Source organism: Methylosinus sp. PW1, assembly GCF_000745215.1.
In the GTDB taxonomy this organism is placed as follows: Bacteria; Pseudomonadota; Alphaproteobacteria; order Rhizobiales; family Beijerinckiaceae; genus Methylosinus.
Window position 1 is genome coordinate 38,588 of sequence record NZ_JQNK01000006.1, and the last position, 16,872, is coordinate 55,459.

Here is a 16,872-nt window from a genome sequence, read left to right on the forward strand (position 1 = left end):
CACAGCAGGGACGAGCGGAGGACGGGACGATGGCGGCGCTGCTGGTGAAAGTTTCGGGCGACGGAAAGGCTTTCATCGCGCAGGCAACGCAAGGCCTCGCCGGGGGCAAAGTCGATGTCACGCCCATCCTCTCCGTAACGTCGACTGGCGCCGGCCCCGGCGTGGCGGCGGCGACGGCATCCACCTGGCTGCGCGTCGCCTCGCGCGCGCAGCCAGAAAATCCCTGGGACGAGGCGCATGCCTTGCTCGCGGCCGGCGCGGCTTTCACCGCGGCGGGCGGCTCCGCGATCGAGGCCGTCGAACCGGACAGGGCGCAGCAATGGATCTGGCGGCCGCTGCACGCCGACGGTGCCGGCATCGCTGTGTCGGGCGCCGACGTTTGCGCCTTCGACGATCAGGACGGGGCCGGCGGCAAGGCCAAGGGACCGGGGCCGGCGTGGAATTTCATCGACGATTACAGCCAGTTGAAAAAGGCGCGCGAGGACGTCGGCGCGGCGCAAGCGAAGATCGTCATCGCGCACCTCGATACGGGCTACGATCCGACGCATGTCACCTTGCCGGCGAATTTGTCGAAGGAGCTGCAACGCAGCTTTGTCACCGGGGAAAACCCGGGGAACGCCGTCGACCAGGTTCCGCCGGGCGCGCCCTTCGCCAATCGCGGCCATGGCCCGGGCACGCTGTCACTCCTCTCGGGCAATCATCTCGGCGGCGACTCCCCGGGCTTTCCCGGCTTCGAAGACTGGCTCGGCGGCGCGCCGCAGGCGAAAATCATCCCGGTGCGCATCGCCGACTCCGTCGTGCGCTTCTCCACCGCAACGATGGTGCAGGGATTTGACTATGCGCGCGAAAAAGGCGCGCATGTGCTGTCGATGAGCATGGGCGGCTTGTCGTCGCAGGCTCTCGCTGACGCCGTCAATCTCGCCTATGAGGCAGGCCTCGTTATGGTCACGGCCGCGGGCAATAATTTCGCGTGGGTACCGTCTCCGAAGACGATCGTCTTTCCGGCGCGGTTCAATCGCGTTCTCGCGGCCTGCGGCGTGATGGCCGACGGGCGCGCCTACGCGGGCCTTTCGCCCGGCGAGATGCAGGGCAATTACGGGCCCGTCGATAAGATGGACACGGCGCTCGGGGCCTATACGCCCAATACGCCCTGGGCGAAAATCGGATGCGTTAAGACTGTCGACATGAACGGCGCGGGCACATCGGCCGCGACGCCGCAAATCGCCGCGGCGGCCGCGTTATGGCTGGCTGCGCATTGGGACGAGATCAGCGCGTACCCGCAAGCCTGGATGCGCGTCGAGGCGGTCCGGCGGGCGCTGTTCGACTCGGCGCACAAGTCGACGCCGCGCATGGACCCGACAGAAACGCAGGAAAAGCTCGGACGCGGCGTCATGCAGGCGGCCGAGGCGTTGAAGCTGACGCCGCGCCATGCGAGCGAGCTGAAGAAATCGCCGCCGGCGCGAGCGTCCTGGCCCTGGCTCGAGCTGATCTTCGGAACCGGCGGCGTTAGTGTGGCGGCGAACGGACGCCAAGAGAAAATGTTTGCGCTCGAATTGACGCAGATGGCGCAGATCTCGCCGCAGGTGGAGGCGACGATCGTCGCGCCTGACGCGGACACGACAAAAATCTCGCCCGCGGCGCGCAATCGCTATCTCGAAGCGGCGCTTGACGAGGGCGCGCCGTCGAAGCCGCTGCGGGAGTTTTTGGAGAGGCATTTGCGCCGCGACGCCAGCAAGCCGGGAAAGGCGCGAGAGAGGCCAAGTGCGGCGCCCGCCGCGGCGCGAGCCGTGAACCGACCGCAGCGCCGGTCGACGCCGCAGGAGCCGCCAAATCGGCGCCTGCGCATCTTCGCGCTCGATCCCGGCACGGCAAAGCGGCTCGAAACCCTGCCAATCAATGAGACCACGCTGCAGACGCCTTGGGACGATGTCGAGACGACCGGGGAACCATTGCGTCCGGGTCCGGTCGGCGAATATCTGGAAGTAATCGACGTCGATCCCGTATCGCGAAAGGTGTACGACCCGGTCGATCTCAACGATCGCTTCATCCTCGCGCGGGATGGCCTGACGCCTTCCGAGGGCAATCCGAATTTCCACCAGCAAATGGTCTATGCGGTGGCGATGACCACCATCCGCCATTTCGAGGAGGCGCTGGGACGCAAGGCGCTCTGGGCGCCGCGGTACGAAACCGATGCGAGCGGAAGACTGGCCGGCCGGGAAGTGCGGCGACTGCGGATTTATCCGCACGCGCTGCGCACTGCCAACGCCTATTATAGTCCCGATAAAAAGGCGCTGTTATTCGGCTATTTCCCCGCGGGCGGTGACGATCGGGGCGCGACGGCGCCGGGCAACATGGTGTTCGCCTGCCTCTCCAGCGACATTGTCGCCCATGAGATGTCGCATGCGCTGCTCGACGGCTTGCATCGTCGATTCCAGGAGGCCTCGAACCCCGACGTCCCGGCCTTTCACGAAGCCTTCGCTGATATCGTGGCGGTGTTTCAGCATTTTACCATTCCCGAACTCGTCCGCTTCGAAGTCGGCCGCCATCGCGGCGCTATTGAAGGGGCCGATCTGCTTTCGGGCGTCGCGTTCCAGTTTGGCGAAACGAGCGGCGTGGGCGCCGCTCTGCGCAATTACGGAAAGGGCGCCGCCAAATTCAGGCGGTACGAAGACACGCTCGAGCCGCACGACCGCGCTCAGATTCTGGTGCTCGCCATCTACCGCGCCTTTCTCGCGATCGTCAGCCGGCGCACTGCCGATCTCATACGAATTGGGTCGGGCGGCAGCGGGATTCTGCCGAAAGGCGCTGTGCATCCCGATCTCGTCGAGCGCCTCACAATGGAAATCTGCACAGCGGCGCGGCACGTGCTGCGCATGTGCATCCGCGCGCTCGACTATTGTCCATCGGTCGACATCACTTTCGGCGAGTATCTGCGCGCCTTGATCACCGCCGACGCCGACCTCGTCCAAAGCGACGATCTCGGATATCGCACGGCCTTCATCGAAGGGTTCCGCGCCTGCGGCGTGCCGGTGCGCGACGTGCGTACGTTGTCGGCTGAATCGGTTACGTGGAACGCGCCGGCGAACGACCAGCCGAGCTGGCTGAAGACGATCTTCGAGCATGTCGATTTCGGTCTCGATCGAAAGCTCACGCGCACGGAGATGTTCGACCTCAACGAGAAGAACCGCTGGCGCGTGTGGAGCGCTTTGAAGGAGGCGTTCAATCGAGATCCGGCTCTGTGCGGCGAATTCGGGCTGATGCCAGGAATCCTCCGCTACGACGGCAATTTCGGGCCGCTCGGACCACTGCGGAAGAACAATGTGACGACCTTCAACGTCTTCAACGTGCGTCCGGCGCGGCGCATCGCGCCGGACGGCAGTTTCCGCACCGACATCGTCGTCGTCATCGATCAACGACGGCCCCTGTTCTACGACGAGAAAGATCCGTCGCAGGGGCAATTCTGGTTCCGGGGCGGCGCCACGCTCATTCTCGATCCCAATCAAGGCGCGCCACGCATCCGTTACAGCATCGTCAAGAACATCGATAGCAGGAGCCGTATCGACATCCAACGCAAGACGGCGCTCGGCGCGCACCAGTCGCCGATGCAGGCGCTGTATTTCGGTGCGGCCAGCTTTGAGCCTTTCGCAATGATGCATTCGGGCCAGAGGGATCATGAACATGGGTAAGAGGCCGCCAAAAGACGCCAAACCGCGCGCCGGCGGGACGACGTCCCGGACAGGTGACCCGCAGAACAAGACGCGTGGGAAGGAGGGGAAGTCCGGCGAGGGGACGCCGCGACGGTCGGCTGCGGGGCGGACGACGGTCGGGCGCAGCGTCACCATCCGTCACTATTGCCAGGGCATTGGCGACTGCCACCTGCTGCGCTGGCCCGTAGACGGTGAAAATGATTTTTTCATGCTCATCGATTGCGGCGTGCACAGCTCGGTCACCGGCGGCTCCGATCTGATGGATGAGATCGTCGCGGACATAGCGACGGTGACCAAGCGCATCGACGTTCTGGTCATCACCCACGAACATTGGGACCATCTCTCCGCCTTCACGACGGCAGCGGAAGGGTTCGAGTCGCTGGACATAGGCGACGTCTGGCTCGCCTGGACCGAGAATCCGCGCGATCCGCAGGCCCGGCAGCTCGAGAAATACAAGGCCGAGGCGCTGAGCGCCCTGCAAATGGCAAGTTGCCGGCTGGCGGCGGCGAGAGGCCGGCAATTGGAGACGCTCGGGATTGGCCTCGACAATCTGCTGGGATTTTACTTCGGCGCCAAGGGCGAGAAGGTGCGTGCCGCGCGCGACGCCGCGATAAGGATGGCCAAAGGTAAGGTCGTCTACCACGAACCCGGCGACGGGCCGCTGACGTTGCCAGGCGTCGCGGGGGTGAATGTTTACGTCCTGGGGCCGCCGCGCGACGAAAAGCTGCTGGGGCTGATGGAAAGCACGCGCGAAATGTATGGTTTGGGCGGGATCGGTTCGCCTATGGCGCGCGCTTTGGCAATGGGTTTCGGCGCCAACGATCCTGCCGTGTCGCTGGACGATCCGGACGCGCCCTTCGACGCTGAGATCGGCGTCGATCTCACCGAGGCTCTGGCGCTCGCCAATGATCCGGCGCACGTGCCCGCATCGCCCGCGATCGAGCTGCTGCGCGATCATTATGTCGGAAGCGACAGCGCGCCCCCCTCTGGTCGGGGAAAGGCGGGTAGTTCGGCGCCCGGCAGCCGCGATTGGCGGAGGATCGACAGTGACTGGCTCGGCGTCTCGGCCGAGCTCGCCATGCAGCTTGACCAGCGCACCAACAACAGCAGTCTGGTGCTCGCTTTCGAATTTACCGAGAGCGGCCGCGTGCTGCTTTTTGCCGCCGACGCGCAGGTCGGCAACTGGCTGTCCTGGCACGATGTGAAATGGGCCAACACCAGCGGCCCGGACATTCTCGCGCGCACCGTCTATTACAAGGTCGGCCATCACGGTAGCCAGAATGCGACGCTGAAGGAGAAGGGGCTCGAACTCATGCGCTCCGCCGATCTTTCGGCCTTCATTCCGGTCAACGAAGCAGACGCGAAAAGGGTGCGCTGGGGCCAGATGCCCTTTCCGGACATTCTCGAGCGGCTGCAGGAGCAAACCGCGTCGCGCACGATTCGCGCCGACGACCCGATGCTCAAGAACGGGAGGATCCCGAAGGAATTTCAGTCCGCGAGCGGCTCCATCAAAGCGATGCGCGTGAAGCCTGGTCTTTGGGTCGAGGTGGACGTGGCGTGAAGGCGCGATCACCAGGGAAATATCGCCCTCTTATCGAGCGAGTATGTCTGTCTCCCGCCGTTCAGGCTGGGAACAACGGTTCCCGAAAGCGGTCATTGATCGTAAGATGGTGGCCTTGATGCCGAAGGCTCGCTGGATGAAAAAAGTCCTATTCGTATGTAGTCAGAACCGTCTCCGCAGCCCTACCGCCGAACAGGTTTTCTCGTCGCGGCCGGACCTCGAAGTTGCGTCGGCCGGAACGAACAACGATGCTGACAATCCCCTCACTTCTGAACTGGTAGCCTGGGCCGATGTGGTTGTGGTCATGGAAAAGGCTCATCGATCCAAGGTGCAGAAGCGGTTTCGCTCTTCGTTAAACGGCAAGCGCTTGATCTGCCTCGACATACCGGACGAGTTCGAGTTCATGGACCCGACGTTGGTGAAACTGCTGAAATCGAGACTTGGTCGGTATCTTCCGTCCGGTTGAAAGCGCCTCGAGACCTTGCCATTCCACGTGTCGTTCGCGCTTATTGAGTGGTCTGCAATCAATTGATTTTCCCTCATTTTGGCTTCGCGCTGGATCGCTGGACTCGCGTTAGATCAGTGGATTTTTTGCGGTCATTCGCTGGACTGACTTCGGCTCCTTCGATCAAGCGAGCCCGACAGGCGCGGCGCTATTGCCCGAATATGAAGGCACAAAGCGCCGGAATCAATCAGCATTCCGCCATGCGCCGATTCGACCTCACACAGCATGTCCCCGACGTAGCGCGGCCGCGGGCCGTTCGCGAGGGCCTGGCACGGGCGTCCCGCGGCGCCGTCGTCGAACACTCTGACTTCTCTTATTTATCCGATATTAGTAGAGCCGCCGGCGCGGAGCTGGCGCCGCTCGCCGAGCCGCCCGTCTGCCCCTACCGCTCTCACGCATCACTCACCCTGGACGCCATAGAGCGCCTGATGCGGGGGATTTCCGGGAAGAGCCGGGTGCGGGAAAGCCGCATGCCCGGATCTGTGATGGCGAAGCCGAATGGCCGAGCTACTCGACCACGGTCGGTCTCGACCGCGGAGCACCTTCTCCAAATTCTCGTGGTTGTGTTAAAAACCACGAGTCCCACGTTCCTATGCGGTTACTCAAGATGCCACTCTACTTTCGACGAAGCATTTCAGCGGGCCCTTTTCGATTCAATCTATCCAAGAGCGGCATTGGCGTGTCGGTGGGTATAAAGGGGCTGAGAATTGGATCCGGCCCGAGAGGTAACTACGTCCACATGGGCGTCGGCGGCATATACTATCGCGCATCGCTTGAAGGGTCGTTTAAAGGTAGGGAATCACAAACAGGCAGTCGCGAACCGCTGGTGAACCGACCCGCGGAAGGCCAATCGCAGTTGGCGGAAATGGAGACGGCAAATCTATTGGAGCTGGTTCCGACGACGCCTCAAGGCATCATCGACCAAATAAATCAGAAGATGTCGCTTTTCTCGTATTGGCCTATAGTAATCGTAGTTGGGCTCTTTGTTTTTGGATATGCGTACAATGCGCCACAGTTGGAGCCAGCGGCATCGGCGATATTTGTATTTACGATAGTTATTTCTATATTTGCTTGGTATTATGACCGAATGAGGAAGGTCGTTGTCGTTCTGTACGACATTGACGATGGTGCCAACAAAGTGTTTTCTTCTGTTTGTAGAGAGTTTGATGTCCTGTCGAAGGCAGCAAGGATTTGGAACGTAGACACTCATGGGTGGATTCTGGATTGGAAGCGTAATGCTGGAGCAAATTCGCAAATAACTAGGAGCGAAGCGACGATTGTCTATAGCCTTCCGTCAGTTCTTAAATCAAATATATCTGTTCCATGCGTAACAGGCGGCAAGACGACCATATACTTTTTTCCAGATATGGTCATGATTGCAAAAGATTCAAGAATTACCGGAATAAACTACGATCAGCTTTCGATCCATTGGGCCGATCAGCCATTCATTGAGTCTGAGCGTGTCCCTCACGATGGTCAGATTATAAACCATACTTGGGCATTCGTGAATAAAGACGGGGGGCCGGACAGGAGATTTAATAATAATAGGCAGATACCTGTCGTTTTGTATCAATCCATGCTGATCTCCTGTCCGACAGGAACGCTAAAAAACCTATATTTATCGAAGAACGATAATCGCTACCAATTCGATGCTGCTCTGAAGCAACTCGATCTTTATAACAAGGGCCGAACGCCGCAGGCTGATGCTGCACTGATCCCGCTTGCCAATACAGAAGCAGAAGTCAGAAACGCTGATAGAAAGGCAAGTTCGAAGTCGGCGCTGATCATCCCGAGTCTGATCGCGGGCGGTGTCGTGGGAGCGATTTTGATCATGATGCTGACTGCCCAGCCGCGACCAGAACCCAATGGCGGTTCTGCTCCCGTTCCACAGACCCCGCCGCCGCCTATCGCCCCAGATTTAGCAAATGGAAACCAACGGGAGAAGGACCGGTCCGGCATCGACAAAGCGCGTGAGCGAGATCAACAATGGAAATCAGAGCGCGCGACCGAATTGAAGCGACAAGCCGAGCTCGCACAAAGGGCCGAGTTGGAGAAGCAGGCGGAACGGGAGCGGCAGCTCGAAATTTCACAACGGGCGGAATTGCAGAATCGAGCCGATCGCGAGCGCGAAGAAGAAGAAATGCGGACGCAAGCCGGCCTGCTCTGCGATCAGGCCGCGGCGAACCCGACGGATCCCCGCAAACCCGCTTCTGTTCCCGGGGTTCCGTATGGCGAGCTCCAGAAAAACTCCGAAAGCGCCAGAAGGCTTTGTGAGGTTGCCGTCAAGAAGTTGCCAAATGAGCCGAGATATCGATATCAGTTGGCGCGAGCTGTCGGATTTTCCGATCCAACTTCTGCGGCGGAAATTTACAAGAAGCTGACCAGAGAACGCTATCCAGCGGCATTTGATAATCTCGCAAGCCTTCTGTTACAGCGCAAGGATAGGAGGCAGATGTCCCAAGTCGTGGCGCTATTGCATGAAGGCATCCGCTTGGGAGATCCAGATTCGATGGTCACAATGGCAGCGCTAATCGACAACAGCATTGTCGTTCATCCTGACGGAGAACGAGCCAAGTTCATGCTGCTTGAACGGGCGGCGCGACTCGGTCATGCCGGTGCAAGATTGGCCATTGAGCAGCGTGATCCCGCGGAGGAGGAGCGCAACCCCGAACAACATCGGCATGACCAGGAAATGTTCCTGCAACTGCTCGGGAACGTGATCGGTGGCGTTCTGAGGACGCGGTAGCTTCTATTGAGGCTGCTCCGGCGAATTTTCGGGAGGCCAATACAGGCGTTCGAAATCCGGGGTCCGGCTCATCGTAGGCATGGTGTCCGGAGGTGCCGAGTCCGCCCGGTTAACACGGGTTGGAGAGCCTGGGTGTGGAAGCGATAAACCGCAGTCCGGGAATTGCGGCATCCTCGTCCCGGTCTCTCTCTGTTAACATGGCTATTCGACGCCGCCCATTCAATCCCGGCACCCGCACGGTCGTCACCGAAGCTTTTCGTGGCCAGTTTTTCGGGCCGAAGGGGAGTTACGAAATTTGCTGTCTTGGTTCCGGTTTTTCGAGCTGGGACCTCGAATTAGCTTGACATGATTCAAAACGTTTGCCTGCTCTAGAAGAGGCGACGAGATTACAGTCGGAGCGAGCATGCATCCAGTCGGACGTCGCTCGGTAGGCTTCGATGCGGATCTGACTTGAATGCGTTTGCCCTGTCGTAATCACGAACCTGCCCGTCGGGCTCAATGGCGCAAAAATGAAGTCTTTTGTAGATCTGGCGCTGCTACCGATTTCGATGTTCTCTGGAAAGCCTTTGGCAGTGGGCATCGCGCTCGGGTTATTGCTCGCGTCGTGTGCGCTGTATTTCGCGTGGCTCTATCCTTCGGGACGACGTTTTACCGGGCATTTCAAAGTCGCCGCCGCCGCCATTCGGAAAATCAGGAATGCGACGCACGGCACGCAGGAAGAACGCTTGGCTCTAATTCAGGAATTCTTCGAAAGGAACGCTCTCGAGCCGAATTGGAAGCAGTATCGGGCGTGCCTCGAATTCGAGGACGGCAGGGTCTACAACTACAGCGACCCAGAAGTGTTCTTTTCGGCCGATCGGGTTCCGGGCGGAAGCTACCTGAAATGGTCAACGACCTTGGGCGGCGTGTTCTTGACCCTCGGCTTGGTGTTCACATTTGTCAATCGGCATCGAAAATTGACCCCCGATCGGCGTTCAAAATTGACCCCCTTTTGGCGTAGGGCGGAACGCGAGCGCTCGCCCCGGCGGAGCTGGCGGGGTTGCGCAGCCGGGGCGAGTGCGTTTCGGTTCGCGATGTGATCGGGAAGCGTCAGGCGCGGTTCTTGAAGCGCCAGCTTTCGTTGCCGGTCTCGACGATGTCGCAATGGTGGGTGAGGCGATCGAGCAGCGCGCTGGTCATTTTCGCGTCGCCGAACACGCTCGGCCATTCGCCGAATGCGAGATTGGTAGTGATGATGATAGAGGTGCGTTCGTAGAGCCGGCTGATCAGATGGAAGAGCAATTGTCCGCCAGATTGCGCGAAGGGCAAGTAGCCGAGCTCGTCGAGTATGATGAAGTCCATTCTCGTGAGATATTCCGCGAAGCGTCCCTGACGACCTCCTCGCGCTTCGGTCTCGAGCCTGGTGACGAGTTCGACGGTGTTGAAGAAGCGGCCGCGTTTTCCAGCGCGAATGCAATTTCTTGCAATCGCTATCGAAAGATGGCTCTTCCCCGTACCGGTTCCACCGACGAAAACACAATTACGTTGTTGGTCGAGGAAGCCGCCGTTCGAGAGATCGCGCACCAACCCTTCATTGATCGGCGTACCGTTGAACTGGAAGCCGTCGAAGTCCTTCGCCAGCGGCAATTTGGCGATCGTCATCTGATATTTGATGGAGCGCGCGTGCTTTTCGGCGATTTCCGCCTCGAGAAGATCGCCGACGATGCGTGGCGGCTCATGCTGCCTCTTTATGCCACTCGACATCACCTCGTCATAGGCGTTCCTCATGCCGAAGAGCTTGAGCTCTCCCATGAGATCGAAGAGCTTGGTGCGTTCCATCAGCCTGTTCTCCTCAATTGATCATAGCGGGCGCAGTCGGCGAGCGGCATGTGCAGCAGCATCAACGACTCGGGCGTCGGGATCGTCGGCGGGGGCGGCGGCTCGCGCCGGCGGGCGAGAATGTTGAGAATGACGTCGGCGGAATGGACGCCTTGGCCGAGCGCCTCCGCGCAGGCGGCTTCCACCGCGGTCAATCCGTCCTCGACGACGGCGGCCAGAACCTTGACCATCTGTCGATCGCCATCATTGCTGCCGGCGAGCTTGCGCCGCACGCGCTCGATCGCTCCCGGCAACACCCAGTCCTTGAACGGCGCGCCGTTCCGTAGCGCGCCGGGCTTGCGCGCGAGAACTGGCACATAATGCCAGGGATCGAAGATCGTCGCGCCGCGCCCGAAGGCCCGAGCATGTTCGGCGACCACCCGCCCTTTTTGGCGGAAGACGATGCGGTCGGCGTAGGCGTGGATCTCGACCGGGGCGCCGACGGCGCTCGCATTGACCGAGTATTTATTGTTGTCGAAGCGCACGAGGCAAGTCTTCGACACCGACGCGGTCAGCTCGTGGAATCCGTCGAACCGCCCGCGCAGCGGAACGAGCTTCGGGCGCTCTTCTTCGAATGCCTCCCAGACCGTCTTGTCCGCGATTTCCGGATGCGGATGAGCCTTGGCGTAGGTGACGCATTTATCGAGAAGCCAGGCGTTCATATCGTCGTAGGTCTTGAACCGCAGGCGCGGCGTGAAGAACCGCTCCCGCGCCAGGCCGACTTGATTTTCGACCTGGCCTTTCTCCCAGCCGGACGCTGGCGTGCAGGCGACCGGCTCGACGAGATGATGGCTGCACATTTGCGCGAAGCGACGATTGAACTTGCGCTCCTTGCCGACGAAGATCGTCTCCACCGCCGTCTTCATATTGTCGTAGATGCCGCGCGTGCAGGCGCCCCTGAAGAAGGTAAAGGCGCGATCATGCGCGTCGAAAACCATCTCCTGCGTCTCACGCGGATAGGCGCGAACGAAAGGCATGCGGCTGTGGCACAGACGCATGTGCGCCACCTTCACGGTCGTCGTCACGCCGTCGAGCACAACGATCTCGTGGCTCCAGTCGAACTGGTAGGCTTCGCCCGGCTCGAAGCTCAACGGCACATAGGCGGCCGCCGTCGCCGCGCCTTGCTCGCTGCGCCATTTGCGCGAGTAGCGACGCACAGCGTCATAGCCGCCCGCGTAGCCCAGGCCGCTCAGATCTTCGAAAATACGGATCAGGGTTAGCCGCTCGCGCGGCGCCTTCTTCTCGTTCTCCGCGAGAACCTCATCGAGCTTGTCCGACCAAGGCCCGAGCTTGGGAAACGGCTGATTGTCGCGCTCGTAAGCGAAGGACGTTGCCTCCGACCGCAGCGCCTTGCGGACCGTGTTCCGTGAAATGCCCAGATCGCGAGCGATCTCCTTGATCGTCTTGCCCTTGACGAAATGTTCGCGACGGATTCGTCCGATCGTCTCCACAATCAACATCCCCCACCACCCGCCGTTTCAACCAAAACGGGCGGACTGTCCGGACTTCACCAGAGGGGGTCAATTTTCAACGCCGATTCCCCTCGTATGGGGGTCAAACTTGCACGCCGAATAACACTGATATTGGAGGTTGAGTATCGACGTCACGTGGTTTCGATAATTCGAAGTATAGCCCCGGTCTTGGAGGCCCCCATAGCCGCCTGCGACGATGACCGCCTGGTCCTGATCGAGGATCGACACGGTGGGATAATAACGGTTGAAATGCCATACCGAGCCCCCGCGAATCTCGTAGCTGTCACGCAAGCCGAGAGTGACCGCGAGTTGCTCGTCATAATGCCAGGTGGCCTGTCCGTACGCAGCGAACTGAATGTCCCGCGCCTTGGTATACCACCAGTCCTGGACTCCCGGCAGCGCGGCTGGCCGGTTCAGCCACTTTGCGGCGTCGACGCCGAATTGCGTATGGTGCATCTGATTGGCCGCATCGTCATAGAAGAGATAGAGGCCCGTCGTCCATTCGAGTTCTTGGTCCTTGGGCGAAGTCAGCCTGAATTCCTGCGATCCCTGACCAAGATAGGTGTCCATGCCGGCGCGCCAGAGCTCGAGCAACTGAGAATCGTCGAAATATCTCTGCTCGTTGCGGTGGAAGCCATACGCGGAAATGGAGGTAAAGATATTTTCGCCGATGCCCACGTTGAGCTCGTTCGAAATTGTGATGTTTCTCACCGGATCGACGCCCTCGCGCGCGATGGTCGGCCTGTAGGGGTCGAAGGACAAGATCGGTTTGCCGAGCCGGCTGGCGACGTTCTGGGCGAAGGTCGAGTTCGGACGTGCGCCATTGGCGTACACGAGAAAGGAGTCGGCGAAAGCGGCGCTGCTGTAGCCATTATATTCGGTGGACTTGTTGTAATTGAAAATTAGGCGATTGGAGAAATCGTCTCCGACATAGAACAACTGCCCGCGCACGCCCCAGCGGTCCGTGTTTTTATAGCCGGCGCCGCTCACCTGATCGCGAATCCAGCCGTCGCCCTTGTCGAGAAAGAAGCTTACGCGGTAGGCGAGCTTGTCGTCGATGATCGGGCCGGTGACGGTGGCTTTCTCGATGACGCGGCTGTAATTGGCGAAACTGGTCTCGGTCGTGGCCTGACGGGTGAAGGACGGCAGTTGGTTTCGAATGATGACGTTGCCGACCGCCGTGTTCTTGCCACCCGCCGTGCCCTGGGGGCCATAGGCGACTTCGAACGACGACACGTCGAACAAGTCCATCCATTGGAAGCCCCAATATTTCCAAAACACGTTGTCCACGACATAGCCCGTCGGGGACTCAGCGCCGACGCCTCCGCCAGCGACGCCGAGCCATCGTATCGTTGCGCGAGCCGAGTGTGCTGCGCCAGCGTTGTTGGCGCGATAATTCGGGACCCTTTGTTGTAGCTCGTCGAGGCGGTTGATGTTTTCGCGCTCGATGGTCTTGGGATCGACGACGACGATCGACCGCGGCTTCTTCTGCGCTTCCATGACGGGACGCGAGGTTTCACCCCGGTCATCGTCTTCACCAGGCACGTGAACGTCGCCGACCTGGACGTTCACCGCAGTCGCAGCTGGCGCGTCCTCGGCGCGAGACGCGTCGAGTTGAGTCGATAAGACGACGGCGGCCGTCACCATATAGGAGAGGCTCGACGCACTGGACATGAAACAAAACCACAACTTCGGCGCGACGCCGGACTCTGAGCGGAACATGGGCAACCCTTTGTAATTATACTTATTAATATCTGATTCTGATCGTGTGTAGCTGCGGTACAGCTGTCAGGCCGAGTTCGGTTGGATGTCCTAGCGCGTTGCCGCTTCGCCATTGGAATGGGCTGTGGCAAGACGAGCACGGCGCCTATGTCTGCGCCTCGCCGCCGATCGATCCCAACGTCGGCGACGTCGTTCGTGTCGCCCTCATTCGTTGACGCGCGGACGTCGATCCTGCGCAGGAACTCCAGCGCCTCGCGGAGCAAGCCGACGCACCGGCCTGGGCGTGAACAACGTCCACCGGAACTGCGCTGTTCGCCGCTGTCACGCCGGCGCGATGCGAACCCGTCACCATCGCGTCCTGAAGTCTGACCGAATTGGCTTCGCCACTCGCGCCGAGAATCTCGCCATCGCTCGGCCGCGCCATTCGCGAAGGTTCGACCCGCGTCGCCGCAGGCCTCTTGGCGCTGCGATGCTCGGACGCAGCGGGACGGATCTCGGCCGACCCAGACGTTTGACGCGGACCATCCACGAGTCCCCTGGACTGCGCGAAGCCCGTTCCGGAAATCCTGACATTGGGCATGGCGGCAAGTCGGACACTCAACAAATTACCCATCATACGCCTCAACGATATAAATCCCCGACTTTCTCGATCAGATCGAGGAGGCTGTCGCCACTCGGTGATTCCGGACGCCTGCTATGATGGCCAAGCGCTTTACGATGCTGTGGTGAAGCGCCGTTCCATCGGCCCTCGATTACTCGAGATCATTCGAGCCTCACCAGCAAGGAGCCTCCGAAGTATCGCGGCCTAGCCGGCCATCCGACTGTCGCCGGCGCGGTGCTCGTCCCCGGCGTCCATGACGTGGCCCAGCGAGTATCGAAGAGATTTTTGACCCAAAGCGAGAGACTGTAACGTTCATCGTCGGTACGCAGACCAAGTCCGGCGTTGGTGATCGCGTAGGCGGGTTGCCAATATTGAAACACGGAGCTCGGGTCCGTGAGCTGTGTCTTATCCAACCACGCCACGTTGAGATAGCCGAAGCCGGTCACAGACCGGTCGAACTGCGGACCGAGGCCCTTGAACAAAGGTCCGAGCGGCTGCTCGTAATTCGCGGCGACGTTGAACGCCCATTTCGGGAGGTTCTCCCACCTCGAATTGGATCGAGACAACGTCAGAGGCGCTCCCGTGAACCCGGTCCAATCCGACGGAGGCGCCGCTTTCGCAAAGTCGATGTAGCGCGCTTCCGTATAGGCTCCATTCACGCTGAGCCAAAGCCGCTCTATTGGATTCCAGCGCCCGCTGAATTCGACGCCGCGGAGGCGTATGTGCGGGACGTTTCCGATGTAGTTCAGCCGCAAGACTTCGCCGGTGCTGTCCCGAAAATCCGTGTTCGTCAAATTCGATTGGAAATTGTAGATGTCGTTCCAATAGAGGTTGGCGTTCGCGATCACGCTGCCGTCCAGCCAGTTCGTCTTCGCGCCGATTTCATAGTCCCAGGACTGCTCGGGCTTAGTGAAGAGCGATTGAAAGCCCTTGAAGCTCGAAGCGCTGTCCAGAATCGGCCTGGAGAAGGTATTTACCGCCGGGGCCTTTTCGCCCCGCCCGACCAATCCATAGAGCAGAATATTCTCGTTGAATTTGTATTCCGGATTGACAATCGCCGTCAGCGAGTTGTGCTCCTTGCTCGCCCCGCCCGTGTCGTAGATCGCGGAGCCGCCGGCGCCTCGCACGGCAGTGAGAATCTGAGCAGGCGTGAATTTCGCGCTCCAGGCGCCGATCCAGCCGAAGCTCGAACCCGATCGACGTTCGTAACCATCGCGCAGGCCAATGGTGAGCGCCCATTTTTCGTCGAAATGATAGGTCCCCTGGCCGTAACCGGCTATGTGAAACGTCTTTGCCTTTCCGTCCTGGTGGTTGCGAAAGCCCAGAAGCAGCGACGGATCCGTGGTCGGCGTATTGAACCAACGCGCGGCGTTCGCGCCGTACACGGTCTCCGTGTAGCCCCAGATCGTCTCGTACAGAGAATAGACGCCGAATTGCCATTCGAAGGCCTTTCCCCTTGGCGACGCGAGTCGAATCTCTTGCGAGAACTGATCGGTCCAATTGTCATTGCGGCTGTCGCTGATATCGAGAAGCTGTTCGCCAAAGTTGTGGCGCGGGTGCAATCGGAACTCGCCCCAGGCCGATATTGCTGTGAGCGTGTTCTCGGCGAGCGACCAATTCAATTCATTGGATACGGTTGTCTGCCGCTCGTCGATCGCGCCCTGGCCGGTGCGGTACAGCTTGTGCGGATCGAAGCTTATGACGTTGCGACCCAGCCGTCGGAACAGCGTTTGCGTATAGGTCGTCCCGAGCGTGCCATTGGCTCTGACAGGGAGCGAATCGGAAAACGGCCCCGACGCGTCGTTATTGTATTCGTGCGATGCCGACGTGTTGAAGATGAGACGGTCGGTAAATTCGTCACCGACGAAAAGGAGCTGCCCGCGCGCGCCCCAGCGGTTGTTGTTGAAATAGCCGGCTCCTGAAATCTGGTCGTGAATCCAGCCGTCGCTCTTGTCGTAATAAAGGGCCACGCGATAGGCGAGCCTGTCATCGATGATGGGTCCGGTCGCGTTCAGTTTCTCAACGACATGGCTGTAGTTGGCGAAAGACGTCTCGAAGGTCGCCCTGCGTTCAAAGGAAGGCAATTGCGTGTTGACGATGATATTGCCGACCGTCGTATTCTTGCCGAAGGCCGTTCCCTGAGGGCCGAGCGCGACCTCGAAGGAGGAGATGTCGATGAAGTCGGCCCATTGGAAGCCGACCGATCGATAGAAGACGTTGTCTATCATGAATCCAGTGTCGGACTCCGTCGCGAACTGGAAACTCGAGCTAGAGCCTATGCCGCGAATGGCCGGGCGGGACGTTTGCGGGTTGGCGACATTCGGTCGATAGCTCGGAACCTTCTGGGCAAAATCGTCCAGACGTTCGAGATGCTCCTCTTCCGCTCTGCGTCCGTTGACGATCGCCGCGGGTCGAGGACCGTTCACCAGCGCTTTCTGTTCACGTGTAGCCAAACCTCTTTCGCCGCCGCCGACGATAACGTCTTCGACTTTCGCGTCATCGCCGCGCGCTGGCGCGTCAATCAGCATTCCGAGCGCTGCGCCAATCATCAGTTGAGCGGAGCGAACACGCCAGGGCGTCCTATGAATCGCGTTCATCGCTTTATAACTCTAGTTTATCGATCGGTTTTATATATTACTGATCGACTTTCGGTCGCTGTCAAGGGCTCGGCGGTCCCGTTTGTTGACCCCGACACGAATGG

8 protein-coding genes and 1 pseudogene are annotated in these 16,872 nt (G+C 60.0%); 5 read left to right on the forward strand and 4 right to left on the reverse strand.

Annotation, left to right across the window (positions count from 1 at the left end; genetic code table 11):
* The first annotated feature begins 29 nt into the window (after positions 1-29).
* The 5 genes from K369_RS04400 to K369_RS04420 all read left to right on the forward strand — a co-directional run bounded on the left by K369_RS04400 (position 30) and on the right by K369_RS04420 (position 9,598).
* Entirely contained in the window at positions 30-3,686 is a 3,657-nt protein-coding gene (locus K369_RS04400) for a S8 family serine peptidase (protein WP_036288348.1), read from the forward strand.
* Positions 3,679-5,268, forward strand: coding sequence for a hypothetical protein (locus K369_RS04405; protein ID WP_198033022.1), 1,590 nt, complete (start codon positions 3,679-3,681; stop codon positions 5,266-5,268). Before K369_RS04400 ends, K369_RS04405 begins: the two co-directional genes overlap by 8 nt.
* Positions 5,269-5,404: 136 nt before the next feature.
* On the forward strand, positions 5,405-5,734 hold the full coding sequence (locus K369_RS04410; RefSeq protein WP_036288461.1) for a low molecular weight protein tyrosine phosphatase family protein: 330 nt from the start codon (positions 5,405-5,407) through the stop codon (positions 5,732-5,734).
* Positions 5,735-6,380: 646 nt separating this feature from the next.
* Positions 6,381-8,519: a DUF4236 domain-containing protein gene (locus tag K369_RS25220; RefSeq protein WP_256380974.1), complete on the forward strand. Its 2,139-nt coding sequence runs from the start codon at positions 6,381-6,383 to the stop codon at positions 8,517-8,519.
* Positions 8,520-9,028: 509 nt separating this feature from the next.
* Positions 9,029-9,598 (forward strand): hypothetical protein, encoded by a 570-nt coding sequence (locus tag K369_RS04420; protein WP_156967699.1) that lies wholly within the window; start codon positions 9,029-9,031, stop codon positions 9,596-9,598.
* Between the two features lie 10 nt (positions 9,599-9,608).
* Here the strand turns inward: K369_RS04420 and istB are convergent, their stop codons facing one another.
* From istB to K369_RS04440, 4 genes and pseudogenes are all read right to left on the reverse strand, one after another.
* Positions 9,609-10,337 carry an IS21-like element helper ATPase IstB gene (gene istB / locus K369_RS04425; protein WP_024882319.1) on the reverse strand — a complete coding sequence of 243 codons (729 nt, stop codon included), beginning with the start codon at positions 10,335-10,337 and terminating at the stop codon, positions 9,609-9,611.
* Positions 10,270-11,836: pseudogene (gene istA / locus K369_RS04430) on the reverse strand (IS21 family transposase). The gene istB and the pseudogene istA overlap by 68 nt, the downstream one beginning before the upstream one ends.
* 60 nt (positions 11,837-11,896) lie before the next feature.
* Positions 11,897-13,570 (reverse strand): TonB-dependent receptor plug domain-containing protein, encoded by a 1,674-nt coding sequence (locus tag K369_RS04435; RefSeq protein WP_245278093.1) that lies wholly within the window; start codon positions 13,568-13,570, stop codon positions 11,897-11,899.
* Positions 13,571-14,332: 762 nt separating this feature from the next.
* On the reverse strand, positions 14,333-16,768 hold the full coding sequence (locus K369_RS04440; protein WP_036288358.1) for a TonB-dependent receptor: 2,436 nt from the start codon (positions 16,766-16,768) through the stop codon (positions 14,333-14,335).
* Positions 16,769-16,872 lie beyond the last annotated feature (104 nt).